The sequence below is a fragment of the Microcoleus sp. D3_18_C2 genome (assembly GCF_036702395.1).
In the GTDB taxonomy this organism is placed as follows: domain Bacteria; phylum Cyanobacteriota; class Cyanobacteriia; order Cyanobacteriales; family Microcoleaceae; genus Microcoleus.
This window is the reverse complement of sequence record NZ_JAUBTG010000006.1, coordinates 1-25,671: the sequence shown is the minus strand read 5'-3', so window position 1 is coordinate 25,671 and position 25,671 is coordinate 1. Positions and strand designations below refer to the sequence as shown.

16 protein-coding genes are annotated in these 25,671 nt (G+C 47.5%); 4 read left to right on the top strand and 12 right to left on the bottom strand.

The genetic code is table 11. The features are described 5' to 3' along the window. Positions 1 to 353: 353 nt before the first annotated feature. From QUA88_RS06210 to hflX, 8 genes are all read right to left on the bottom strand, one after another. The gene (locus QUA88_RS06210; protein WP_333231417.1) at positions 354 to 2,855 is read right to left on the bottom strand and encodes a glycosyltransferase family 2 protein; all 2,502 of its coding nucleotides are present in this window, start codon (positions 2,853 to 2,855) and stop codon (positions 354 to 356) included. Positions 2,856 to 3,494: 639 nt separating this feature from the next. Then, positions 3,495 to 4,799 carry an RNA-guided endonuclease IscB gene (iscB, locus tag QUA88_RS06205; protein WP_333209835.1) on the bottom strand — a complete coding sequence of 435 codons (1,305 nt, stop codon included), beginning with the start codon at positions 4,797 to 4,799 and terminating at the stop codon, positions 3,495 to 3,497. Positions 4,800 to 5,188: 389 nt separating this feature from the next. Continuing rightward, on the bottom strand, positions 5,189 to 5,770 hold the full coding sequence (locus QUA88_RS06200) for a hypothetical protein (protein WP_333209775.1): 582 nt from the start codon (positions 5,768 to 5,770) through the stop codon (positions 5,189 to 5,191). A gap of 166 nt (positions 5,771 to 5,936) precedes the next feature. Next, the gene (locus QUA88_RS06195) at positions 5,937 to 7,751 is read right to left on the bottom strand and encodes a CHAT domain-containing protein (protein WP_333209773.1); all 1,815 of its coding nucleotides are present in this window, start codon (positions 7,749 to 7,751) and stop codon (positions 5,937 to 5,939) included. A 473-nt stretch (positions 7,752 to 8,224) separates the two neighbouring features. Next, on the bottom strand, positions 8,225 to 9,364 hold the full coding sequence (locus QUA88_RS06190) for a Gfo/Idh/MocA family oxidoreductase (RefSeq protein WP_333056700.1): 1,140 nt from the start codon (positions 9,362 to 9,364) through the stop codon (positions 8,225 to 8,227). Between the two features lie 160 nt (positions 9,365 to 9,524). Further along, the gene (gshB, locus tag QUA88_RS06185) at positions 9,525 to 10,505 is read right to left on the bottom strand and encodes a glutathione synthase (RefSeq protein WP_333056699.1); all 981 of its coding nucleotides are present in this window, start codon (positions 10,503 to 10,505) and stop codon (positions 9,525 to 9,527) included. 67 nt (positions 10,506 to 10,572) lie between these two features. Then, positions 10,573 to 10,836 (bottom strand): glutaredoxin 3, encoded by a 264-nt coding sequence (grxC, locus tag QUA88_RS06180; RefSeq protein ID WP_333056698.1) that lies wholly within the window; start codon positions 10,834 to 10,836, stop codon positions 10,573 to 10,575. Positions 10,837 to 12,193: 1,357 nt separating this feature from the next. Beyond that, positions 12,194 to 13,834: a GTPase HflX gene (gene hflX, locus QUA88_RS06175; protein ID WP_333056756.1), complete on the bottom strand. Its 1,641-nt coding sequence runs from the start codon at positions 13,832 to 13,834 to the stop codon at positions 12,194 to 12,196. A 4-nt stretch (positions 13,835 to 13,838) separates the two neighbouring features. Here hflX and QUA88_RS06170 point away from each other — a divergent pair, with 4 nt between their 5' ends. The 3 genes from QUA88_RS06170 (at position 13,839) to QUA88_RS06160 (ending at position 15,265) form a co-directional block, all read left to right on the top strand. Further along, positions 13,839 to 13,964, top strand: a complete 126-nt coding sequence (locus tag QUA88_RS06170; protein WP_263053573.1) for a hypothetical protein — start codon at positions 13,839 to 13,841, stop codon at positions 13,962 to 13,964. Positions 13,965 to 14,475: 511 nt separating this feature from the next. Beyond that, positions 14,476 to 14,688 (top strand): chlorophyll a/b-binding protein, encoded by a 213-nt coding sequence (locus tag QUA88_RS06165; RefSeq protein WP_333056696.1) that lies wholly within the window; start codon positions 14,476 to 14,478, stop codon positions 14,686 to 14,688. A gap of 298 nt (positions 14,689 to 14,986) precedes the next feature. Next, positions 14,987 to 15,265 (top strand): Photosystem I reaction center subunit PsaK, encoded by a 279-nt coding sequence (locus QUA88_RS06160; protein WP_333209770.1) that lies wholly within the window; start codon positions 14,987 to 14,989, stop codon positions 15,263 to 15,265. A 156-nt stretch (positions 15,266 to 15,421) separates the two neighbouring features. On the opposite strand, the gene QUA88_RS06155 is transcribed toward QUA88_RS06160, so the two are convergent. From QUA88_RS06155 to QUA88_RS06140, 4 genes are all read right to left on the bottom strand, one after another. Continuing rightward, positions 15,422 to 15,961: a DUF1349 domain-containing protein gene (locus tag QUA88_RS06155; RefSeq protein WP_333209769.1), complete on the bottom strand. Its 540-nt coding sequence runs from the start codon at positions 15,959 to 15,961 to the stop codon at positions 15,422 to 15,424. A gap of 15 nt (positions 15,962 to 15,976) precedes the next feature. Then, positions 15,977 to 16,747 (bottom strand): CPBP family intramembrane glutamic endopeptidase, encoded by a 771-nt coding sequence (locus QUA88_RS06150; protein WP_333270822.1) that lies wholly within the window; start codon positions 16,745 to 16,747, stop codon positions 15,977 to 15,979. 286 nt (positions 16,748 to 17,033) lie between these two features. Further along, entirely contained in the window at positions 17,034 to 19,907 is a 2,874-nt protein-coding gene (locus tag QUA88_RS06145; RefSeq protein ID WP_333270819.1) for a zinc-dependent metalloprotease, read from the bottom strand. Positions 19,908 to 20,274: 367 nt separating this feature from the next. Then, the gene (locus QUA88_RS06140; RefSeq protein WP_333270816.1) at positions 20,275 to 23,793 is read right to left on the bottom strand and encodes a hypothetical protein; all 3,519 of its coding nucleotides are present in this window, start codon (positions 23,791 to 23,793) and stop codon (positions 20,275 to 20,277) included. Positions 23,794 to 24,437: 644 nt separating this feature from the next. Here QUA88_RS06140 and QUA88_RS06135 point away from each other — a divergent pair. Next, positions 24,438 to 25,671: DUF4114 domain-containing protein (locus tag QUA88_RS06135; RefSeq protein WP_333270813.1), on the top strand; the 1,234-nt coding region annotated here is incomplete at its 3' end.

The window sequence follows — 25,671 nt, the reverse complement described above, 5'->3', positions numbered from 1 at the left end:
GGATGGGCACGCGAGCCCGTCCCGAATATGCAATTTAAACGCGCAACAGCTTAGCAGAAGGAAGAAGGAAGAAGCAATAAAATCAATCGTGTCAGCCATTAAGGATCGCGAATTAAATAATTTACACAAGTTTGTGAGTTGGGCGTCCCGCCCGCCCTTTCTGGACGGGCGGGACGCCCATCCCACAAGAACCATCAAAATTCTAAGTTATTTAATTCTCATTCCTAACAAGTCCTAACCGTCTTGGCGGTTGCTATAAAATCTACCATTCTTCCTTGGCGGGGGCAGCTTGATGGGATTTTTTGTTAGCGCGATAAAGGTTTGGTGCAAGCCGCGCGGGATGGAAACTCGATCTAAAGTTGCGAAACTGCGATCGCCCTAACTGCCCTATTCCTCTCAAAAACAGCCCTCGGTTTCAAAGCAATTCTCAACAACAGCCACAACGATCGCCATTCTCCGGGAGTTTCCTGGCGCTGCCACTGGCCCGGGCGACAGTACAGCATTTCGATCAAACAGCGGTGCTGGCTAATGTTCAGGCGATCGAACGCAATTCGCACAGTGGGAAATTCCGCAAAACAGCACTTTTTTTCATCCCGAAAACTCGACTCCCACTGAGATTTATCGCTCACCAACTCAATCTTAGCCACCGGAATAAAACAGTTCTCTTCCATAATTTCCAAAGTCGCCGAATCGCAATCAATCAAACCTTTTGCCAAAGGACGCTCAGTGCCAAACTCAACAACAGACGGCCCTACATATCTCCTTGCTTTGACTGTCGCACTGCGAGGGAGCGCTTTTATTTTACCCTGGGATAAAGTTGTCGGAACGGCATATTTTGGCAAAATGTCTGCTGCTGTAAAACTCTCTTTACTGCCTTTATTTTTCACCGCAAAACTTGGCCACTGTGTCAAAGCAACTTCCGCGCCACTTTCCGAAATTACAGTGGTTACACCCCAAAAACTTTGACCGCCAATATTCAGTTGTACAACCCTGCGTAAATTGAACCATTCGTAAATGTCCGGCTTAGGAATATCCACCAAAATCAGCAAGGCAATCCCCAGCATCAGCAGGTTGTACGCGCTCCAAATCCATCCCCAACCCAGGCTTTTTGACAAATCTGCACTTTCTGATATTGACTGTACGGTGCCAACATTTTTAACTAAATTAATGTTGAAATTGTGCCACAAACTGACTGCTGTAGCTGCGAACAAGACAATCAAAGGCCATCCCAAATTCCAATTAAAACGAAAGCGATCGCTCGCCATTCCTTTTGGCGTCACCTGAAACCCTTTCCCAAACGGATTCAGCATGGAACTCACCACCGTCACCGCTAAAGGAATACACTGGACGAACGAATAAATATCCGAAAGCAAAGCCGATCCCGATCTGCGGTTCAGCCAAGAAAACACAGTCAGTTGCACCAAATAGTAAGGCAGGAAAAAGTACAGCAATTCCCGCGCACTTGCCCGCAAAGGAATTATGCCAAAAAATGAATAAGCTAAAGGTATCAACAGATATAAAACCTTGGTTAAACTGGTAAACCAGTGCAACAATCCTTCCAAATGAGACAGCCTTTGTACGAATCTGAGACCGCGAATTGTTAAAGGATTGGAATCAATAAAAAATGCCTGAAGCGTGCCTCGCGCCCAGCGTAGCCTTTGATTTAGATGAGCCTCTATACTTTCAGCCGCCAAACCAGCACTCAATTTTTCATCTAAATAAACTAAGCGATATCCGGTTGCTGACAGCCGAATTCCGGTAAAATAATCTTCGCAGATTGAATCTGTGACCAAGCCTCCCGCTGCTTCTAAAGCACTTCGCCTCACAACAAAAGATGTACCGCAACAAACTACGCTGTCGGCGCTGTCTTTGATGATTTCAATTTGCCGATAAAAGATTTCTTCTTCCGGCGCGAGCACATTTTCTAAACCTAAATTCCGGGAGATGGGGTCGTGATTGTAAAAGCTTTGCGGTGTTTGAACGAGGGCGATCTCGGGATTTTGAAAAAATCCAACTGTGCGAGTTAAAAAGTTTTTAGTGGGAATAAAATCTGCATCGAAAACTACAATTAGTTCTCCATTTGTTAGGGCTGTGGCATGATTGATGTTTCCAGCTTTGGCGTGAATATTATCGGGTCTGGTTATATACTCGCATCCCAGTTCTTTTGCCAGCAACTTGATTTCAGGCCGCTTGGTATCGTCGAGCAAATATACTTTTTTGTTGGGATAATCTAAGGCTTGACAGCCGATTACACTGCGCCGTAAAATGAAAGCCGGTTCGTTGTAAGTTGGGATAAAAATATCTACGGGCGGGGTGAAGTTTCCAGCTTCCACTGCAACTGCCATGCGATCGGCTTCTCGACGCCGGTCTTTCATTCTCAGCATTAAATACAATTGAATACTGCTGTTAAAAACCAGTAACATTTCTAGGAAAAACAGCCCCAAACTAAAGATACCGTTGAGGGGATCGGTTAAATTTAGAGTAGCGAGCGATCGCCATAAAACGTAGCGAATCGTTAAAGCCAGAACTATTGCAACTACCACAGCGCGCGACCATTTCTGCGGTTGAGGCGAAATTTTAATTGCAGCTAAAGCGGTCGAAACCAGCATAAAAGTCGGCAGTAACAAATACATCTTGCTCGTAGCAGGCACTTGCAGCCACACAGGCGGGTTTTGCTGCCAAATGTTAATTGTGGCAAAAATACCGCTGACTGTACCTTCACTGCCAAACCAGGCTGCGGCGATCGCACCTGCGAAAGCAACCACCCCCAACACGACTAGCGTTGCCGTCTGCACCCGCGAAATCCGCCCAAAGCGGCGTTTCAAGTCTTGAAAATCAAATCTTGAAGTTGTCATAAAATAATTTTAAAGTCCCGATCGTGCATGCCACAGTAAGGGTTTCCTGCTGTCCACTTTTTACTTCAGTTGAAAATTCCGACACTCCCCAATTACTATTTTTACATTTTTTAACATTCTGACCCTTGTATGATAATTCATCTTGCTTGCTGTTGCCAAACTGCTAAGCGAGTCCAAACCTGGCCAAATATAGCAGAAGGAAGAAGGAAGAAGGCTTTAGTTACCGAGGAGAGAAGTCAATCGATTTTAGATTTTAGATTTTAGATTAAAGAATTGAAGCATTGACCCCCCGGATAAATTGGGGGGCTTGTATCCTGGATGCTTTCGGTCAGAAGCAATATTCGGCAAGGATTTCAGCAATGTCCGTAACAGGCTTTCCGGCCTGTTCCATAATAAAAAATATTTCTTGGGGGCCGTTTCTGCGACGCCGCCCATAAAAATCTTACTAAAAATTCTGCCACATCTCAGTCATAAACGTCGGGCGCGCTTGCTATAGTTCAAAAAAAATTACACCAGTTCTCAATCTTGGTGAGGTATGCCCACGGAGGCCTATGCCCACGGAGGCCTATGCCCGCTTATCAAGCGTGCACCTCATGTTACAGAGAAAGGCTATATCTTGTCTAATTACTAGAAACGCCTTTATTGGAGTAAAGCGGAGTTGATTGACGCATATTGATAGCCATCTTGTTTGTGCAAGAATTTGACGTTGCTCATATCTTTTGTACTTAGTCTAAAATTACCGATCTTAATCTCAACACCTTTATCTGTTGGAGTCTTGACCCGTCCAACGTAAAGTCCTGATTGGAATCGCTTGCGGTCTTCTAGAAGCTGAATGGCAACAATATCACCAGTCCTACAATGAGTAAAAGACTGTCTAGGCTTGGCACAAGGAAAACCGTATTTATCGTTTCTAGTGGACTGTCGATTCCCTTGTCCTGTTGATTTAATCAGCAAGGGCTGTAAGGCGAGCATCTCCAAGGAATCAATCTGACCCACACAAGCCGCATCTAACCAGTGAGTTTTAGGCAGGCTTAATCGAGTGCGGTTGTATTTGGTCAGACCACCCGAACCTGTGGAGACAGGAATACCCGCTTCTTTGAGTCGGTTGAACAATGCCCATCGGGTTGAGTTGACAGCCGCCGCGTCTTTTAATGGGCGTTTTGCTTGAGCTAGAACCGATCGCAGAACATCTGGCTTTTTGGCTAAGAAAACGCTAATATCCTGAGTCCCTTTTTTGAGATTGCATTTCTCGCAAGCCAGGCACAGATTGGAGATCCGATTTGTGCCACCTTTTGCTTTGGGCTGGATGTGTTCGACTTGCAATGGTGTGTCAGTCACGTCGCAGTAAGCGCATTTCCTGTTCCATTTATTCAATAAATACTCGCGGATTTCGTACCCACATAAAATGCCTTGCTGATACTGAATGCCTGAGATTTCTGGGTTTTCAAGTTGTTGTAAATCAAATCTGACAAGCTCCTGAACGATCTCACTGATGGGTGCAAATTTGATTAATTTATTCACCCATGTCAAAGTAGTTTCTACGCGATGCTGCAAACTTGGAGGCAACCAACCTGAAGGGCGGGTGCGATTGAGAAACCGTGCTTGCCGATAGCGAGTGTGACGATAACGCCTCCCCCGACGTAGAGAACGACGGGATTCTAAAGATGCTTTGATGGCTTGACCGCGATGAGTCAACTCAGCACCAAAGATTACTTTGTCGTTTTGAACAAGAGCAATCCCTGTGGTTTTAGAACCGGGGTCTAGTTTAATTGTGACGGGTTTAGGAATATCTGCAACCTCTTTTTTGAGAATGATGCTGAACGGATATCTTCTAAAAACAGACGCTCTACCCATCGATAATAAACGTCTCGCCATAGAAGGCTTACATGGTGTCAGCGGTTTCTTGTTGGCATCAATTACAAAAACGAAATTGGGTTTCAACATTTTGGCGTTGCTTCCTAAAAGTAAAGTTTGCTTCAACCCTGTTATCTTCTCGGTACTATGCAGATTGCACTTCCTCTAACCAATCTCGGATGTTTAACAATCTACTTACAGAGCTTGGAACTAGCGAATCCCAAGGTGTGAACTTAAACGCTTAGAGATAACGATTACTCGCTTTGAGTGGTCTGGAGTAGCTGCAATACCTCGGATTACGCCGAAATACTACGGATTGGTGCTACTCTACAAATCAAATAGGATTGCTATATCAAACTATAGCAATCCCTAGGATTTAACAATTAGCCGAATTTGACATCTAACTAAAGGTAGATTAATTTTATATTAATTTAAAAAAATTACCGCGATCGCAGCACAAAAATTTAGCCATCCAAAAACTAATCAGCAATTTCTAATTGCGAGATTGCATAGCGGGCGACAGCCAAACTAACTCTGGCTTGTTCTATTTCCGACAATTGGGCCCAAGGTCTTTTAGTAGCCATCACTAATTCTCCCCCTTCCGAATCCACATCTCGCATGGCATAAGCCAAAGGACGTGCCAACACCTGCAAATCTTCCTCAGCCCACTGAGGCAAAATATCTAAGACGCACTCTACCATTTGGTCAGCTAAAGATTGATACTTAACAGTGGCGTTTTGCACGCTTTGAGCGATGCTGGCCAGAAAATCTTGAGGAACGCGAGCAAATTTCTCGCGCAAAGACTTTTGCAGAGAAGTCGTCAGCCAAACTTGTTCTAATTGCGAGAATAAAACTTGGGACTTCAGGGCAATATCGCTGTCGCTGAATGAATCAGATAGCGCAAATTCCTGCTCTAGGGCAGTTAAATAAGATTCCGATTCAAGCTGTGCAGGATTCCAGGGGTAAGCAACATCAGTCTGAACAATTGTGGCGAGAAGTTCCATCTGGGCCTGAGTTTGAGAATCGCGAAAATATTCAGAATCAGTAGATTGGGTAGCCATGATGTAATACCTAAGTGGGAAAAGGAAAAGACAGAGGGGGGACTGTGCCAAGAGCTAGTGCCGAGCTATCAGTGGTGAGTAACTCTCTTAAATTCAGACTGGAGACTTAACGCCTAGAACTTTGCTGTGCTACTCGCCGCTTGTCTTCATTAGCTACACCCGCACCTTAATTCGTTCCGCAATCAGTCTCACTGTAGCCCGAAGTTTTAGGAACCTCAATAGTGAACTCAAAAATCTGACCTTGAGAACTGCCAAATTTTAGCTGAGTCCCGCTGCGTAGCAGCAATTCTTGGTGGTGAACTCTCTGCCATCCCTCAGAGCCCAAAACTAGAGTCCCGTAGCGAGAAAAATCGCGCAGGAAGTAGCTAGGTTCTTCCCGGCTATCTCCGATCGTGTTTCGGCAGAAAATCTCGGCGTGTTTTTGAGAAACCCACTGTTCTCGAATCACTACGTCGTTTTCTTCCCAGCGTCCGACTCGAACCATACCTGCGCGAATGGGCCAAACCTGATTGCTCGAGTCGGTGGATTTGCCATTGGGTCGATCGCGCCCCCGCAAATAAGCACAAGACGGCAACCGTCCCAGCCAAGTAGAAGAATTTAAAGGCAACTCAGTTTTCAGGTCATCTACCGGCTCAGTTAGCTGACCGTCAAACTCAGGGTGCATATACAGCACAGGCAGCGTCCAAGCCGGTTGATTGAACTTGTAGAGCGTCAGTAACTGCTGTCTGGCGACGGCGACTGCCCGATCGATCGACATCCGTCCGGCCAAAGCTTGGGCAAAAGTTTGGATAAAACTCAGGGCCTCGCGATCGGCGATCGAGTCCCGCATCCCCAACACCGCAGGCACCCCGTGATGGATCAGTACCTCAGCCAAACTGCTGCGGGCGATCGCCTGTTGCTGGCCGTTAGTTGAGTGCCACCTCTCCACCGCCGGCTGAGCTCCCCAGCAGGCATTAAACACCGCCAGAGTCACGCGGCACCGAACTAATACTTGAGCCAGTTCAGTGCCATTAATCGCCGTTTCCGGCCCCAAAAACAGCAAACCGCCGTCGGGGCCCGGTATCCCGTGGCCGGCGTAAAACAGAATGTTGTAAGTTTGCGTTTCCAGCCGAGAAATGAGTTCCGCCGCAGTAGGTTCGATCAGAGTATCGACGCGAGTCGGAACGCTGATGTCAAAATATTTGCCGCTGTCGTCGGTTTGAAAAGCACTTTCCAGAATGCCAGCTAGGGCGAGTGCTTCTTCTCCCAACTGCAAATGACCGTTATTACTGTTGGAAAATTGAGAATTAGCACCGCCGCCTGGTTCTGCTTGTCCCAAAACTAGCAAAATGTTGAGCGACTCCGCAGGATGCAGGGGTGGCAAAGGTTCAACATTGCTGGTAGTGCGGCTAAAAAGCAATTGCTGCGACAGAGAAATTGCTGGTTGACCAGCTTGAGGCTGCATAATTTCCCAAGGTAAAGCAATTAAATACGGTTCGCGCAAGTCTACGCGCACTCGCAGGGGTAGATTTTGCCCGATCGCGATACCTTTACTTTCCTGCAGACTACCCTGAATCGGCCCTTCAAACAGCCACTGCCAAAGATTAATCCCCAAATGCTGCATCAGGCGACTGCTGTAGCTTGCCGGTGGCCGAGGCGGATGCTGATCCCCCTTGTCGCCCCACCCCCCTTGACCGAGGTGGAGGGGCACAGAGGGCGTCGGTATTCGTTGTTCAGTTTCTGCCAGTATATTCTGGTTGTTTTCTGGCGAGACCAAACTGCCATCAGGATTTAGGGGCAATTCGTGAATTGTCCCGGAGGGCGAAAACATTTCCTGCCAAGCTTTCCAAGATTGGGAGAGGGTATCGGGCCACATACAGTCGTGGTGAACGTACCCGCTGGGATAAGGAGCTTGTAGAACCCAAGTGGCAAAATGGTTTGCCCCAGCGGTTCTCAGGCGAGCGATCGCTATACTGAGGCAAGGACTTTCAGGGCGCGCCATTCACAAAAAAGCTCGGTAAGTGGGAAGCTCAGAGACTTTAGTCCTGAGAGGAAAACGACCCGGCGATTTCAATCGCTTTGAATCCCCTTGCGGGGTAGAGGGGTATGGTTGCCCCTCTGGTGAGGTATGGTTGCCTCGATCTCCCTTGCGGGGTAATGTTAGCTTCGCCAATGTTATAGAGGCTTGCGCCGGCTGGCAGCACTGCCTCAGTGACTTTAAGGCTGTTTAACTACTAGCGACAGAGCAAGGGACTAGCTTCGCATCAAGCGGGTGTCGTGACCTAAATAACGTAGCCAGTTAAGGCGATAGCTGGTCAGTACAGCTTGCTCGATCGCTCTTACAAGCGAGCGTGGCTTTAGCCCGCTCGTTACTGACAACTACCGACTCTTGATATAGGGTGGGATTGAGTTTCTCTATTTGTAGTTTATCGGGTTTGGGGTGCGATCGAGTGCGAGAGATTGCTTTGGGAGTTTTTACTTAGTGCCCAAAAATTTATCAATACTCGGTAAATCTACCCAAGTCCCCGTAGCATTCGACTCCTGGGTCAAATCCATCAACAACTGCGAGTAAACCCCTTCTCTGAGGGACGGTATCAAGGATTTACCTGCATCTATTGCTTCAACCCACCTATCTACTACTCGAATAAACGGTGCAATTCTCCCGTCTGGATAAACTTGAGGAAACTCCAATCTTTGAGGAATTTTGATTTCAGCTAAAGGTTCTCCACCTTGGGAACCCCACAAGCGAAATCCGTGGACGTAATCTTGCTGGTTGTCGCTTCCCAACACCAACGTACCCTTACTCCCGTATATTTCCACCCAGTGTCCCCGCCCTTGATACGTAACAGAACTCAAACAAACTTGGCAAGGCGTTCCCCCAGCTAATTCCAACATCAACGTGCAAGAATCATCTGCATCAACTAATTTTAATTTTCCCGAATCATTCGGATCTGGCCGCCGCGAAATTCCTGTAATCAATTGCCCAGAAAGCCTCTGTGGCGGGCCGAACAGCCAGCTAATATAATCAAAAACGTGAGAACCAGTCGCGCCCAAAACTCCGCCGCCTCGCTCTTTTTGCGCGTACCAATTCCAGGGGCGACTCGCATCAGCGCGGCTCGATACCAGCCAATCAATCTTAATTAAACGCTTTTCTCCCACATATTCTGCTGCCAATAGTTCTGCTAGCATTTGCCATGCGGGGATGAAGCGAAACTCAAAGTCCATTGTGGCAATTGCTCTCGAACCACCATTTTTAAAATCGGTTTGAGATTCGTTGTTTGCCAATCGGTAAAGTTCCCTGGCTTCATTTGCTGTCAGGGCTGTGGGTTTTTCTAATAATAAATGCTTGCCTGCTTCCAAGACGGTTTTTGCCATTTCATAATGCAAAAAGGGCGGTGTGGAAATGCTGACTCCCGCCACTTCTGGGATGGCTACTATATCGGCGATCGAGTCGCAAGCGTAGGGGATATTGTGGGTAGAGGCGAGATCCTTTGCTTTGTCTAAATTCCGGTGATAAACAGCCACAACCTCTGTCCGGTGATGGGCCTGGAATCCGGGAATGTGTACTTTTTGACCAAAACCGGTACCGACTACTGCAACGCCAATTTTTGACATAATTTAATAATTGGGAATTGGGAATTGGGAACTTGTGCTGCCCTGCGACTTCGTTCATGAACCGCGTAACCGAAGTATTAGGTATTGGTAGCAACTAACTAATAACTAATAACTTCAAAATCAGAAGGAACGCTCGATAATTAATCCGTGTATCCGTGTCCTAATCCGTGTCGTGCTTTCCTTCTTCCTTCTCCACCCATTCAATTACTTGTTTCCCCAAATTAACGCCCTCAAACAAGTCAATTTCTCTGATCCCTGTAGGGCTGGTGACATTAACTTCTGTGAGATAACCGCCAATGATATCAATGCCGACAAAGTACAGTCCGTCCCGTTGCAGCACTGGTTCTAACTGAGTGCAAATTTCCAGTTCGCGATCGGTAATTTCGGTTTTTGCGACTCGGCCGCCGACGGCCATGTTGCCGCGAAATTCATTGCCCGTGGGAATGCGGTTGATAGCACCGATCGGCTTGCCGTTTAACAATATAATCCGCTTGTCTCCCTCTTTGGCTTCCGGCAGATAAGTCTGAACCATCACTGGAATTTGCCCTTGTTGAGTGCTAATTTCGACCAGGGAGTTAAGATTGCGATCGTCCGCTTCCAAAAACAAAATCCCCTCGCCAGCTTTGCCGCCCAAGGGTTTAAGAACTGCTGCTCCTTTTTTCTCAACAAATTGCCGAATTACCTGCTTGTTTTGAGAAACAATTGTCTCAGGAATCGCTCCCTCAAATTGCAAAGCATACATCTTTTCATTCGCCGCCCGCAATCCTTTGGGACTGTTAACTACCAAAGTTTTAGCCGGATCGATGCCATCTAGAAGGTAAGTAGCGTAAAGGTAAGGAATGTTGACTGGGGGATCTGTCCGCATAAATACAGCGTCCATTGCTTCCAGAGGCTGCAAAGTAGGATGTTCTACCTGGTACCAAGCCTCAGCCGCCTCCCAGCGTCCCTCTACCACTTTTACTGGGGTGAGGGCTACCCGACTGAGCATTGCCCAGGTTTTGCCGCCGATGACGCTTAATTCGTTGGCTTGAGTCGCCCAGACTTCGTGACCCAACTCTTGAGCTGCCTCCATCAGCGCTACGCTGGTATCGTGTCCTGGAATTAGTCGCGCGAGGGGATCGATGATGAATGCAAATTTCATTGTCAGTTAAAATTAAGAATTGGTCGCCTAAAAATTTGGGCTAATTGAAAATTCCACAGGGAATGCCTCATTTTGCTGCTAGCAGCGGATCTAGCAGGCCTTGAGTATCGAGTTGGTGGATGTCGTCGCAGCCGCCTATGTGTTGGTCGTTAATAAATATCTGGGGCAGGGTGCGACCTCCGTGGGCTCGATCGCTCATTTGATCCCGTGCCGCTTCATCTCCGTCGATCGCGTACTCTGTGAAATCAACCCCTTTTCGTTTCAGCAGTGCTTTGGCACGAATGCAAAACGGGCAGGTTCTCCAAGTGTAAATTTCTACTTTAGGGGTCATGGGACGCTCAAACAATAACAATATTTTTTAATTTTAATCTTAACCCTAGTGCGGACTTTTTTTACTTCCTAGGCTGAAACCCTCGATTTTTCGTTGGTAGCAAACTTGCCTAGGAGCCTTGAAACCCTTATTATACGGTGGGTTCTCAAAAACTGTGCGAAGCATTGATCTTAACCAATCTTATTTTAATTTTTATATTTTAATTTTTATTATATATAGCAACCTTATCTGTTGCACCGGAGGTTATTCATTGCTAAAACCCTTGCAGGGAAGTGCATTTGCCTTCTTCCTTTTTTTTACCCTGATTGAAGTCGCTATCGCTTTCTTCCTTCAACATCCGGCTTTATTTGCAGCGCACAAGCTAGGTGTCAAGTTATTTTTTATACAACTTTTTATTTTTTATATAAATTTAAGTAAACAAATATCCTCGCTTAAAAAAAACGGAGACATTTTAAAGGCAAACAGGTTGGTCATCAGCCTGCCTAGCGCTGCGGACCAACCTGATTGTTTCGCTTTCTGCAGGAACATATCATACCTGCACCTGTCAGTAGGACTGCGATCGCAGTACCCGGTTCCGGAATAGAAGTTGCATTTCTCGAAGGTGTAGTTCTGTATATTTGGGATAAACGGGGCTGGGTCGCCAATGGGCTCTCCGATGCCGTTGGGGTGGGTGCCGGCGGGGGGGCACAGGCAGTAGAATAATTTCCCGGACCGCAGACATCTACTGCAGCTGCCGGAGGGGCGGCAGCTAGATAGTAAAACGCTGTTGCCATTGTGGCAGAGAGTCCAATTGCTAGTTTTGCCAGTGGCGTACACATAACTATTTAGTTAAACAGTGGTAAAATCGAAAAATAGAAATAGTCCTAGAGATTAGCGCTGTACGACGGGCAAGGATTTTAGAGTTCTTACAATCAATCTTACAATCAATTTACAATCAATAAGATGTATTCTCTCGCGGATGTCTGTAAAAGATAGTATAGCGCTTGAGGTAAGTGCCCAAACACTTTAATAAAATTATTCTCTTTTACCTTGACATCCCGTACCGTGGTTTGCACAGAGGTTTGCACAGACAGGTAGTTTGCACAGAGTTAACCAACAGTTAAGCAACAGTTAAGCAACATCTTTTTGCTACCTCTGAACCAACAGCCCTTACAGCCATTAACAAAGAGTCTTTTTACCTTGACCGCGGCCTCCGGGAATTAATTATTTAACCGCTCGCCAAATAGAGCTGCTGTATTGTACTTTGCCATGCACAATCTGACTACTCTTTTATCATCTCATATTTCGACTAAATCTGTCCTCAGTATATGTACGTATATTCCCCCATGTCAACTATTCAAAAGGAATATTTAAGTATTTACCGAGGGTAGAGGGCGTATTGAATGAGCTGAGCTAGTCTGTCGCGGAGAGTTTCCATCCCCAAACCTTTGGCGGCCGAAATAAATACTGCTTGAGGAAATTCTTCTCGGGCGAGGGCGAGAGTCTCTCCATCTACGGCATCTATTTTGTTAAAGACTACAAGGGCTGGGCCCGGAGTTACGGGCATATCTGTCAAAATATTCATGACCGATCGAATTTGGCTCTGCCACGCGGGATGGGAGAGATCGACGAGGTGCAGCAAAGCATCGGCGTCAGTGACTTCTTCGAGGGTAGCCCGGAAAGCGTCGATCAAGGCGGGAGGCAGTTCGCGAATAAAGCCCACTGTATCTGTGAGGACGATCGATAGCGGTTCCCTAGTGACAGTGCCAGGAATGGTCAACCGTCGAGTTGTGGGGTCGAGGGTGGCAAATAACTGGTCGGCGGCATAGACTTCGGAATTTGTGAGCAGGTTGAGCAGAGTAGATTTACCGGCGTTAGTGTAGCCAACGATCGCCACTGAGGGTACATCGTGATGATGGCGGTTCTGCCGCAGCCGGAAGCGGTGCGCCAGCAGTTGATTTACTTCTTGTTGCAATCGAGAAATGCGTTTGGCGATCGTCCGCCGTTCTGTTTCTAGCTTGGTTTCCCCTGGGCCTCTGGTACCGATGCCACCACCCTGTCTCGACATTGCCTGACCGCGACCTCTGAGCCGGGGCAGGGCATACTCTAGCTGAGCGAGTTCGACTTGTAGTTTACCCTCGCTCGATCGAGCTCTTTGGGCAAAGATGTCGAGAATTACCTCTGTTCGATCGACAACGCGAAGACCTATCTGAGTTTCCAAGTTACGTATTTGTGCGGGTGCCAGGTCGCGATCGAATACCACGAGGTTAGCGCTAATCGTCTGAGCGGTGAGGGAAATTTCCTGAACTTTGCCTTCGCCGACCACTGTCTGCGGATGGGGGCGCGATCGTTTTTGGCGCACTGTTTGCAGAACCTGACCGCCGGCGCTTTCAACCAGCCGCGTGATTTCTGCCAGCCCGTCCTCAAACTCCAACTGAGTCATGTGCTGAGTCATTACACCTACCAACAGCACTTTGTCTTGGTCTGCATCGACCTCCCCCGCGACAAACTCTGCTTCAAACTCTGCTTCGAGTCCTTCCACCAAATCCAGAAAGTCTTGGTCAGCGAGTTCTTCCAAATTCAGAGGTTCTGATATTTTCCAGGGAAAGTGTGGAGTTTGAATGAGTGACTTGGGAATTGAAGGCTCTTCTATTTCATCAGTTGAATCTGGTTCTAACTGAGCGCTCAAAACAGAGAACTCAAAATTGGGCTGATCTCCCTGGGGTACCAGGTGAGCGAGATAAGTTTCTTGGATGTAACCAGTCGCACCACCGCCCCGGCGCTGAAATCCTCCCCCCGTCAGTGTCAGCCAAACGAGGGCGTCCAGGCGCTGAATAGCCATTGCTGTGAGGGCTGCTTCGCTTGGGCTTTCTGGCTTTAGGTGGGTAGCGATGCAGCGAATGCCGCTGAGGCGACCTCCCCCATACCGGGGTAATTCTAAGGGTGCAATCTGGGTTTGGCGGGGTGAACCGACGCCGACGCGAATTACTTGTCCGCGGCGGTTGATGTAGGTGCAGATTGGTTTGTCTATTTCCGTGCTGATGGCGGCGACGCGCTGGGCGAATTCTGCAGTGGTGATGCGATCGCCCGGTAGTCGCTGGTGGTACAGCTTTTCGAGTTGCTTGAGCTGGCTGGACTTTAAACCTTGAAGATGGCCGTAGATGGTTTCGATAACTGTTTCTCCCGATCGATCTGTTTATCTCCTATTTTAATTAACTCCCGCGCTATGTGTTCGGCTTTTGAGTTTAAATTTACTAAATTTTCTTGCTTCTAGGATTTCGCGGATTCAGTCTGAGCGAGCTCAAAAACGGATACTTGCTTTCCGACAACAGTCGTGAGTCTGCCAAAATTTTAGAGCTTCCAGATTCATCTGTAGAGTAAATCTCAAATCTCAAATCTACTGACGAGTCAAAAGCGCCGTTGTTTGTCGCGGCAGCGTGATCGGGCTTGTCACAGCAGCAATCTCAACTTGCACTTGTATTTAGTATCTACAGATACAGGCGATCGCTGAAAAATCTCGCGAAACAAAACTTAACATTTTTTTTTCCGTTTCCAAATCCTCCTTTAGACTTGTGTGTATCTTGGGCCTAGAGACAGATAGCAAAGCAGAAATTAGGCCGCTACCATGAGAAGCGAAACATTGTTAAGGAATGTAAAAACATGGAAACTCGTCCTACTAACCTGCCTCCTACAGCTAATGCTTACAACGGCAAAGATCGGAATGCCTTCTTGTTTGGCTTCAACCCACAAGCAGAACTTTGGAACGGTCGCTTAGCGATGATCGGTTTCTTAGCTTATTTGCTCTGGGATGCTGCTGGATTTAGCGTTCTGCGCGACATTCTCCACTTTCTGCCTACCTACATTGCTCAGTAATGAGTAGGTGTGTTTCCTGTCTGGCAGCGTGAGTAAATGCCGCCACTGCCAGACAGGCTAAAAGTTACAAATGGCAGCGAGTATGGTTTTGTCCCTTTGTATCTTTCGTTACTTTTGAATGGCATTAAAAGACTTCTTGCTGTGATTCGACGATTACGGGTGGGGGCGCTGTAGCTGGCGCGGTGAATATTAATAGCAACAGATATTTATGGCGTAAAGGCGATCGCCCCTGCTGTATTTTTGGCAAGAAATCTCATCAAGCATTTCTGATAATTTATGAAAAATAGGAGCATCAACGATGATTAACTCAAATTTACTGGCAGTAGTAGAATCGACACTGGCTGACACAGCATCAGGAAATTGGCAAAAGCCTCTAGTGATGTTTGTTTGCAATATCTTAGCATTGCTAGTTCTCAGTCGCCGAATTTGGTATCCCCACGTCGGGCCGAAAATGCCTTTACCCTTCCCCTCTTTGTTCAACAATGTTAGCGTACCGGCATTTCTGGCTTGCATGAGCGCAGGTCATTTGCTCGGAGCATTTATGATTTTGACCCTCAACATCGACAAATATTTCTAGCATAAATGGCGTCGCTTTTGTGGTGATTTATTGCTAGATTTTTTAGTAAGTTAAAAAGCGCCAAAAAAATGGTAGGGGTAAGTGAAAAGCACTTACCCCTAATTTTAATTTTATATATGGAGTGGCGCAGAAATCGTTTTTTTACCATCCACATTATTAGATCAGCTTACTATGCTTAAAGCCTTCAAATTCGACTGCAAAGCCTTCACCTTGGGGAGCCGCACACATTAACCCAACTTGAACGATTGGTGACTCAGTTAGATATGCCAGTCGCATCATTGAATAGTCTGACCCATTCAACGAGTATTGCACTTCCACCGTTTCAGCTCGGCGCTTTACCCGCAGCCACAGGGAAACAGGCGGCACTTCCAGCGGCATAACACACCAATCGGAATAGTCTCGTGTCACAACCGCACTCACGTTTTGCACTCCCTCAACAAACTCAATGCCGCACTTTAGCCAGATATTTTCGCTCTCTCGAATCATCAATCCTGCTTGATCGTAGAGCGATCGATAGCAACCAGTAATTTTGACTTCGGCTGTAAAGTCGCCTGACACTTGACGGTAGTAAAAGTTGCCGTTATCGCGAATAAATCCGTAATGAGTTTGGCGCCAAAAGTCAGTCTTGGCGCCTGCGGTAACGTGGATAACATCGTTATCCTCATGCCATTGTAAAGGTTCGTTATACCATTGCATTGTTTCCATCTCCTGCTAACTTCCTCCAATTCCGTGCAGTACCAAATCCGCCAAAAAATGAGATAACATAGCGTATTCTAATCCCCAACGCCAGTAAAGAAAACCAAAGGGAATCCCTAAGAGGGCATTGAGTGTAATGGTGCGGAGAATGACGATCGGGGTTAATGCCCAGACATTGGCAGCCGCAGGCAAATGACCCACACCAAACAGAATCGCCGCCGCCACAATTGCCAGCCAAAAAATCCATGTAGAGGGTTGCGGTTTGTCTCGCTCAAAAATCTTCCAAAGTAGCCACGCCATCAATGTCATACCGAACAGTCGCAGCAAGAGTTCTTCGGTGATGCCTCCGTAGAAGGAAGCTAATATGCGTTTCCAGAGAGCAATTTCTAGCGTTGTTGGAGTTGCCATTGGCGGCATCCAAGGTTGGAAAGCTAAACTCAATCCAATCAGGACGATGCCACCGATGCAGCCTACAATTAGCGCTGTGTTAAGGGCAGATTTAGATATTGGCGCGAAAGGCTGTCGATACACCAAAGCACGAGCTATGGGGGTATCAAGTCCGATCGAGTTACCGAGGCGAAGCCCAATCCAATTCAGGAGAATCAAAAGAAGTCCAGTCTGAAGGGCGGAAGCAATAGCTATAACAGGTAAGGGTGTAGGCAGTTGCGCGACTGCTGGATTCAGAGACAGCGCATAAGGAAATAATGCCAACGCTGCCAGAGTGCCCAGTAAGGCCCAAAACAGCGCCAATCGCAGGTGATGTTTGTTGGAAGTATCTGTAGTCATAATTTTTGATTGCAGATAGAAATACCCAATTAATAAGGATCGCGAATTAAATAACTTACAATTTTAATTGTTATTGTGGGATGGGCTCTTATAGCCCGTCCAAAAAGGACGGGCGGGACGCCCATCCCACTTTCAAGAGTGGAAGTTATTTAGTTCTCATTCCTAAGTCAGGAATTACGCACTTCCACCAAAGAAACCGGGTTTTTTATCGAATCTGGGGGTGGCCACGAAATATTATCGTAAAAAACCCGGTTTCTGGGCCCCCATGCGTAAGCCCTATATAAGATTAATTTGACTGAATTTGCGAATTCAAAACCTTAGAAATTCGATCGCGCGTTTCCTCCAAATGAGCCCGCGTATAAGCATCCGCATTCCGATCCAAATTCCGAATACTCTTGCTCAAACCCTCCCGCAACTGCCGCAACTCGTACCAAGCCAAACTCCGCGCATCCTCTGGAACATTCGTTTTTCGCAGTACCATTCCGATCAAAATTGCTAAATGTTCCCGCTGCAAAGAACGCCGAAAAGTTGAAATTTGCATCTTCTTTTCCGGCTGCAAAACCTCTTGCCAGATATCCTTTTGCACAGTGTTCAACACTTCCGGCAACCTCAAAGCAGTTTCCGGGGCGGATTTTAACTCGGCATCCCGCAGTCTCGCCAAACGCATCGGAGATAGCAAAACCCGCAACACAAACCGCTGCAAAAAAGTAATTCGATCGCCGATCGGGTAATCTAGAGGAAACACCAAAGCCGGACTTCCCCAGTGCTCCCAGCGCGAAGGCGCCAATTTATTCAGCAATTCCGGCGCAAAACTAAACGCATCCGGCGCAAAAACGTACTTTTCAAGGGTTGCTAATGCTTCTCGCTGCACAGAAAGTTCGATCGGCACAAACGGCAACTTCGCATTAGTATCTCCAGGGCGAATCCGACTAAACGACTGTCCCCCCACATACAAAGTAGCATTCATCACCTGCTGAACATAATACCCGAACACCGAATCAAACATCACCCGCAGTTCGTTATAACCATCTCCCCCAACCGGAATTCGCTTTTCCAAACGCTTCCACATCGCCCTAGCATTATCCAATTGCCATTGCGAATACCTCAGCATATTGGCGCTGAGATCAAAGGTATTTGCAGCCGGATCGAGAATATCAAAAGAATCCTCATCCGGCGCGTAAGATAATTGGGGTTCCGCAGCGCGGCTGGCAATTTGTTGCAGCGTGGGTAAGTCGCTGTTCGGGTCCCGGCCGCCAATCACCTTGTAACCATACTCGATCGCCCAATCGTCGTAAGGCCCTACAATCGTTGGAAAATAGTCGCCCTGCACAGTTCCCGGAGGTGCCAAATTAATCGGCACATAATCCATCACCGACGCTACCAAACCTTGCGTGCGAGTTACCTGAGTATTGTGCAAATCCTCCGGTTGCAGCATCGTACTTCCGTGAAAATTGTGCCTCAAACCGAGAGTATGACCGACTTCGTGGGCTGTCAAAAATCGGATATATTCATTCACATAATTGTCAATCGTCCCACTGCTAGGCGCTGCATTTTCCAACAAATCGATCGACATTGCCCCCATCGCAAACTGGCGGTTCGATTCCAACCCAAAACACATATCCGAACTCGACATCAACCGCGATAAAGACGATCGCTTTTGCTCTTGGTATCTTTCTACCAAAGTCGGCAAATCATCAGCAATTCCACCTTGAGCATTTTCCCTGCTGCTTTTTCCTAAATCCCCATTTTCTAGCACATTCAAATAGCGAGAATACATCCCAAACTGACAGGGATTAGTATTAGAACCGTTTCGCCCTTGAAAACTCTTAGAAAGCGATCGATTTTGTTCCACCAAAGACCGATAGCCCTGTTTGATTTCCCGGACAACATTAGCATCCAACAGAATGTCAGCATCCAAAATTTCCCCAGTCAGCGGGTTAGTGCGAGACGGCCCGATGCCGGCAAACTGAGGCTCAAAAGAACTCGACCAGCGGATAGTATTGTAGCGAACATCAGCCGGGTCCCATTTAGCATTGTCCGGCATTTGTTTGACCTGAATTGCCTCAGTAAAACCTGCTTTTTCAAAAGCTTTGTTCCACACCAAAACGCCCTCGCGGATTGCGTTTCGGTATTCGGTAGGCACATTATTTTCAATCCAAAAGACGATCGGCTGAACCGGAGGCGACATCGGCGCTGTCGGGATTTGCTTTTGCAAATGCCAGCGATTGATATAGCGCACAAAAGGCTCCCGGCTATTCTTGTCAGAAAAGTCCTTATATGCTGTGAGGAAATAGCCCACTCGCTCGTCTGCAAGTCTGGGGCGATAGCCGTTATTTAGCGGCACTTCCGAGAAACTATAGTGAATGCGGAGGTTAAAAGCCCGACTGTCAGGAACCGAAGGTAAATAGTTAACTTCACTGTCATTATCGCTAGAAAAACCATAGACAGAAGCAATCTCCACATTCAGCGGAAACGCTTTAACATCTTTAAAAGAAGACTTGTCTGCATCGATCGAGTAAGAAGCGCCCAAAAGCATCGGCAAAATCGCTTTTACCCCTGGCAAATCGCGTTTGTCGCTCATCAGCAAATCGCCTAAATCGATTAGCAGAGTTTGTCTTTGCGGATGAATGCTTTTGAGAGGCAAAGAATAGAGAATCGAGTCGCTAAATCCCCGTGCTACCGAACCTGCTTGCGGGTCGCCCGGACTGGTGCGAAAATTTATATTTGGTATCACAAACTGCACGTTATTTTGGACGCGCCGCAGTTGAAACAAGAAATCGCCGATCGGCATTCCGCTCAAAATGCCCGCTTCCCCCAAACCCGATGCCAATGTCACAAAGCACAGAAACTTTTTGTTAAATTGTTCCGGTTTAATTTCCAGATATACTTTATCAGTTGCTTGATTGCGGTAAAGGGTAAATAATCCCTCTAACTTTTGCGTGTCTTTGATAACCTCTTCAAAGGGTGCGAGAGTTTGCTGTTCGCTACTTTGTTCGTTGCTGGGCGGCCCAGAGGATAAAGCTACAGGTAAAAAGAAACCTTTATACAAACTGAAACAGAAAAATGCTAAAGATAATATAAAAAATATCAAAGGCAGATTTTTTCTAGGATTTTTTATCTGTGTATTTTTGCTATTTTCAGGAAATATCAATCTTTTCATTTTCAGTATTTAGCCGCAGGAAAGAATAGTTTTGAGATAGTCGAGCCGCACTCGCAATGTTGGGAGCATCTCACATCTTGCACCATTCTCAATTATATCAAGTTCGGTTAATTGCTTATAAGAACCGACCGGGCGGGTTTATGAGATTGTCAATTTTAGGCAATTATTATTGGTGAACCCGCCCCTACAGGAATTATATCTATTTAACCGAACCTGATATTACTTGTTTAGGAACAGGCTTTCCGGCCTGTTCCACAAGAAGAAAACTCACTCTTTGTGGAACGGGTCGAAGAGCCGGTTCTTGACAATGGTGCAACATCTAAGGAGCATTTAACATCTAAAATAACTCAAAGCTCAAAAATTAGAACTATTGTTGCGCTGGCCAGGGAATCATGGGATCTTGAGCCAACCGCTTAGAAACTGCAACAGCACCGTAACGGTTGAGGTGGCTGGGGTCGGAAAAAGATTCCCGCGCCTGGGGCCACAATAAACTCTTATCTAGGAAAATTAGTCCGCTTTGAGCTGCTAATTCTTGCATATATTGCCGGAATTCTTGTTCGTAGCCTGTCCGCACCGGGTCTAAATAATCTTCAGTCAGAGGCATATTAACAAACACCAGATTAATGTTGCGAACTTTGGTAAATTCGATCAGATTTTTGAGTGCTAGAGCTTGTTCGCCTACCAATTTAAAATTTTGATAGTCGGAGTCGTAATAACCAGATACTTTCGGGTGTTTCTGAAAGTAAGTTTCGGGATTGAAGCGTATATCGATCGGCAAAAAGCCATTTGGTTGATACTCGCTGACTGGTTTACTCGCAGCAGTGGGCTGAACGTTTTCAGTTGTTTGTTCACCCAGGGCTGCGGTTTGGGGGCTGTCGGTTGCAACAGGGGCTGAGGGATTAACGATCGATCGCAAAAACCCTTTAAGTCGATCGCGCTTTTTGTAAGTTGCAGAACCCTCCACCAACTTTTGACTCACCAATTGCTGAACATTAGCTTGAGCTTCTCCCAAATTCTGCACCAATTCAGTCGCAGTCGCCACCGGATTGTTGGCGCTTTCCTTCGATGTTTCGGATTCTAATTGATTGGTGCGGATCAGAAAACTACCCCGGCTCAATTGCCTGTAACCTTCCGAAGAAGCGATCGCACTAAAAGTCAAATCCGGCCGCCCGCTGTTGAGAGCCCTCGCCCCGTCAGCCAACACCAACAATTTCGGCAGTTGTTGCGGCGGCAAAATCCGGCGGACGATCGAATCTACAACCTGGAGAGTAGCTCCATTAACCCCAAAATTGTAAGCCCTCAGCCCCGGATAGCCCGAAGCTGCCAAAGCGGTTTCCAAAACCGCCGGATCGATGCCCCGCAGCGCCCTCGAACTACCGACAATTAAAATATCCGGCGGTTTCTTGTGCAGGTGGATGTACTCTTGATAGCGCGCTATCTGCTCGTCAAGCTGCTCGCTCCTCAAAGTTGGGAACACCGGAGGAGCAGAAACATCAGCTACAGGAACGCTAGTATTTCCCGGTTTCGTAAACCCAGAGCCATTGAAAGCCTCTTGCTGGTTGGCGGACGGCGACGGCTGCAACGGAATTCGAGGCAAATTAACCTCCTCAGCAGGGGGAACGGGGTTCGCGGTTTCCTTCGGAAGTCGGGCTGTAACGTCGCCAGAAGCCTTGGGAGCTGAATTTTGACAATTTGGGCCGCTGCAAACTTCGGAGGCACTAGGAGCTTGACTGACCGTCGCAGATTGCAGAAATTGACCGAGGATCCAATCGGTATTGAAAGTCAGCAGACAGCCGGCGATCGCCCAAATCACAGCCATTCCCGCCGCGCGATCGGCTCTCACGCCACCGGGCGCAGCAGCATTCGTGGATAAACCATCGTTGGGAACAAACAAACCCGAAGCGACAAGCGGTTGCACCGCAGCTTGAACTAACTGCTCGCCCAGATTGTATCCGGGGAGTCTGATTTTGAAGCGGGGCCGCCAGGAGTTGGGCGTCGGAGCATCGAACACCAAATTGTCGCCCAAACCCGAAAAACTCCCATCCTCCGCCGGCGCAAACTCCGGCACCGGTTCCTTTTCCAAGACAGCCCCTTGGGAGGGAGCCTGTGCGGGTGCCGTCGCTGATTCTTCGTCAACAGCGGTTCTGAGGTCGATTGCGTAGCGCCACAGGGGCAGCTTCTGGCCCGCGCGCCGTCCGTAGACTCGCACCCCTGCCACTCCCGGAATTTGTAACTGTCGCAAAAATTTCGCCACCGGCGGGCCTATCTTCGACTGAGAAGGGCAAGTCAGAGCTTCTGTCATGACGTGCAGCACGTTGGCTTTTTGCAGCACGACAGCCCGAATCCCTCCTGTTTCCAGCTTGCGTCTGAGATTGGGGTTGAGCAACCTGTTCAATAAAAAAGTCAGAGCCAATTGGTCGCCCTCAACTGCCAGCGTTCTAGCGTTCGCAGCCAAGTCGGGGTGGTGGGCGGCAGGCAAGTCTACCCAGTCTATCCACACCGGCGACTCCGGCGCCGCCTGAGAGTCCTTGGCCGGTTCTACGCCGTAGATTGTAGCTGCGCGGATGCCTTGGGGTGCAAAGGAGGCTAACAAAGGGGCGATCGCCTCGGTGGTTTGCTGCTTATCGGGGTATTCTTGCCGTTTAGGCTTTTGTCCTTTTTTGGCAGTTTTGCTGCAAAACAGGTGGAGGGTTGCTTCTTTGAGGGTAGCCCGCACTTCGACTCTCGATGCAGCCAAGTGTTGATTTAGCAGTTTGGCGATCGACTGTACGTCTCCCCACCGGGCCCATTCCTTAAGAATTTTGTCGGGCGAAGTCAAATCCACTCGCAGCAGCCAGTCTGGCTTCGCTTCGCCGCTGACTTGGCTGGCGATCGCAGCTTCCCGGAAATCCTCTAGTTGCAGTTTCCGCAGCCTGCCGGCGATGGGTTCGGCCAGCAATGAGGGGTCTGGGCTGTAAGCTGACTCGCACAGCACTAGCAGTCGGCGTTCCTTGGGCTTGATATTTTCCGGCGCATTCACCGGCAGGGTTTCTCGGCTGCTTTTGAGTTCTTTTTCGCGAATGCTGACTTTCACCGAAACTCCCATCGGGCCGAGGATTTCGCTGAGATAGCTGGCGATCGCATCTGGATAGCCCCGGCGCGCCAAGGTTTCCGGCGAAACCGTCAATGTTCCATCTCGATCGCCCTCGCCTGAGTCAGCTTGGGGGGATTGAATCAAAGCCACTGCGCCACGGTTCGCTTTCTGCTGCGGGGGAACGGCGGAACCGAGGGCTTCCCGCGTCGCAGCAGCCGAAGTGTCGATCGTCACGGGGGAAGTTTCAAAAGCTTCTGGGTATTCAATGCGGGAGGCGACGGGCAGACTGTCGGCGTCAAAATCCAGTTCTTCCCGTACTTGTGGCGGTTGCGCGACTGTTTCTACGGGTTTTGGTGTCTGTTTGAGTTTCTGGTTGTCATTCTTAAATCTGCCGAAAAATCCGCCTCTTTTAGGGCTTGCTGGCGGTTCGTCGGGGGCACTCGCTGGCGGAGGCACTTCGGCAACTTTTGGTTGCTGTGGCTGTTGCTGTTGCTGTCGCTTGGGACTGCTGCAATCGAGCCGGACTGTCCAGTCATTTTGTCGGGAACCGATTTTGCGCCCACACAGAAACAACTGGTAAATTTTAGGTCGATCGGGCAGCAGTTGCGTTAAATCAGTTTGTTCGAGGGCGTTGGTAAATCGCGCCGTCACCAATTCTTGAGACGGACACTGCGCTGCTTCGCACAAAATGTGCAGGTGATTTCCCCGCAAACGCGCTTGTACTTGAACTTCGGGAAGCCCTAAAGCTTCTTGCGCCCACTGCGACGCGGCCGATCGATTATCTGTCAAGATGCTCCCGTTCGCATTCAACATGGGACTTTAAATTTCGTCAAGGCTGCTTTCGTCTTCTACTGATAGCACATTTCGTCCGTATTTTGGCATATATTAGGCTTCACTTAGGCGAAGTCATCACTCATTGGTCGTTAGTAATTATTAGAAATCGCACCGCACTACATATAGTGTGTCTGCGTCCAAGACTGTACAACCTAGTTTCCCAAGCCTTTACTGTTGCGATCGGGTTTTGCGTAATTTTGCAAAAAAATAAGTTACTTTTTATACAGTAAACAGGGAAATTAGTTGGGCGATCGCCAGTCCAAAGTTGTCAAAAGCCGAAAATTCCTAGTGTGACGCTTCAAATACGGAAGTAAGTTAAAGCTGTGATGAAGTTTACTTCCTGATGGCGAACACCGCTTGCGATCGATAAAAGTTACTGATATTCTCAAATCAATCTGTTAACAACAGCAATAAAAAAATCAACCTAATCCCCTCACATCAAATTTTGGTCAGCCTCGCTGGCAGGTTTTCACCTGTCGATATCGCAGCTTGCATCATCAATAAAAAAAAACAAATTCCAGCATCGTCTGGACTCGCTTTGCTTGCGATTTTTTCAAGATTAACATCCTCATTATTTGCATAACTTTAGTCACTTTCATCATCAAAAAACCAAACTGTAAATCATGTCACCAATCGAAGCATCTACCCCAAAACTAACTGCCAATATTTCCCTCATCCCCGACATTACAGAAGAATTGCAACTAACTACTTCTACCAAGAATTACTCTGACCCTCCGAAAAATCCCCTAACAACAAACGAAACATCCTCCACAAACTCCAGCATCGAACTATCATCATCAAACAACCAAATCCTCGACAAAAACCCAGAAAACTCTCCCCAACCAGACACAGACGCCTTCATCCTCAACAAAAATCCCACACCAACAACCAACAAAATCCCCCAAGAACCGCAAACATCCACCACTAAAACCGACCCAATAACAGGCGATACAGCCAAACCAGCAACTCAAAATAACATTTCTTTCGACTCCGGCATTTTCCAAGCAGACGAAACAGGTAAAATAGTGTTCGATTACCTATCAGACGGAGGCTGGTATCAAGGAGAACTAGCAATTATCAGCCTCACAGGAATGCCAGAATTTGTTCCCGATTCCCAAGCATTTATACTAGAAGCAGCCAGACGCGCTTTAAGCAACTCCTCACTCGGTTACATCGCCATTTCTGACAGTACAGAAGCAGCTTCATTCTCTAGTTTAGAGGGAGAAAACAACTTCAATATCGGAGAATACCGAGGAATCAAAACCTTCGCAATGACACCAGGAGACGAACTTGGCATCATCCTAGTTCCCAACGGCACAATACAGCAAGTATACGACAACCCAGGCATTGGCGGAGACAAAAAACCCTTATTTTCAATGGCAACAGCTAATTCCAGCGACGCTTTTCAACGGGGACAAATAGCCAGTGTTGCGAATGGCGGCAGTATATTTGTCATGGAAGATATGGGAATAGGCGAAGGCAGCGATGCTGACTACAATGATATCATATTTTCCCTCAAAGGCGCAACCCCTAAAGTCATTTCAATCGATGATGTAATGGCCAAAAACTCCGATTGGCGTACATCAGAAAAAGGCAAAGAATTGATAGGTGACGCTGCGCCAAAAACAGAGACTATAGAAGACAAAAAAGCAGATACTACTTCTGCAACAAATCCTGTTGAAACAAAACCCGAAAATTCTCCAGCGACAGAAACCAAAAACCCGACTGTTTCTGAAAATCGCAATTCAGATCCGAATTCTGCCGATCCAAAAACAGATTATCCCGCAGGAGAAACTGAAAATCCGACAATTTCCGAAACTCCCAATTCCGATCCAAATCCTGCCGATCCAAAAACAG

What these genes read in the sequence shown, in the direction of transcription:
- QUA88_RS06165 (WP_333056696.1), top strand. Translation starts at nt 14,476, where the DNA reads ATGGAAACTCGTCCTACTAACCTGCCTCCTACAGCTAATGCTTACAAC.
- QUA88_RS06200 (WP_333209775.1), bottom strand. Translation starts at nt 5,770, where the DNA reads ATGGCTACCCAATCTACTGATTCTGAATATTTTCGCGATTCTCAAACT.
- grxC (WP_333056698.1), bottom strand. Translation starts at nt 10,836, where the DNA reads ATGACCCCTAAAGTAGAAATTTACACTTGGAGAACCTGCCCGTTTTGC.
- QUA88_RS06150 (WP_333270822.1), bottom strand. Translation starts at nt 16,747, where the DNA reads ATGACTACAGATACTTCCAACAAACATCACCTGCGATTGGCGCTGTTT.
- QUA88_RS06160 (WP_333209770.1), top strand. Translation starts at nt 14,987, where the DNA reads ATGATTAACTCAAATTTACTGGCAGTAGTAGAATCGACACTGGCTGAC.
- QUA88_RS06155 (WP_333209769.1), bottom strand. Translation starts at nt 15,961, where the DNA reads ATGCAATGGTATAACGAACCTTTACAATGGCATGAGGATAACGATGTT.
- gshB (WP_333056699.1), bottom strand. Translation starts at nt 10,505, where the DNA reads ATGAAATTTGCATTCATCATCGATCCCCTCGCGCGACTAATTCCAGGA.
- iscB (WP_333209835.1), bottom strand. Translation starts at nt 4,799, where the DNA reads ATGTTGAAACCCAATTTCGTTTTTGTAATTGATGCCAACAAGAAACCG.
- QUA88_RS06190 (WP_333056700.1), bottom strand. Translation starts at nt 9,364, where the DNA reads ATGTCAAAAATTGGCGTTGCAGTAGTCGGTACCGGTTTTGGTCAAAAA.
- QUA88_RS06210 (WP_333231417.1), bottom strand. Translation starts at nt 2,855, where the DNA reads ATGACAACTTCAAGATTTGATTTTCAAGACTTGAAACGCCGCTTTGGG.
- QUA88_RS06140 (WP_333270816.1), bottom strand. Translation starts at nt 23,793, where the DNA reads ATGTTGAATGCGAACGGGAGCATCTTGACAGATAATCGATCGGCCGCG.
- QUA88_RS06145 (WP_333270819.1), bottom strand. Translation starts at nt 19,907, where the DNA reads ATGAAAAGATTGATATTTCCTGAAAATAGCAAAAATACACAGATAAAA.
- QUA88_RS06195 (WP_333209773.1), bottom strand. Translation starts at nt 7,751, where the DNA reads ATGGCGCGCCCTGAAAGTCCTTGCCTCAGTATAGCGATCGCTCGCCTG.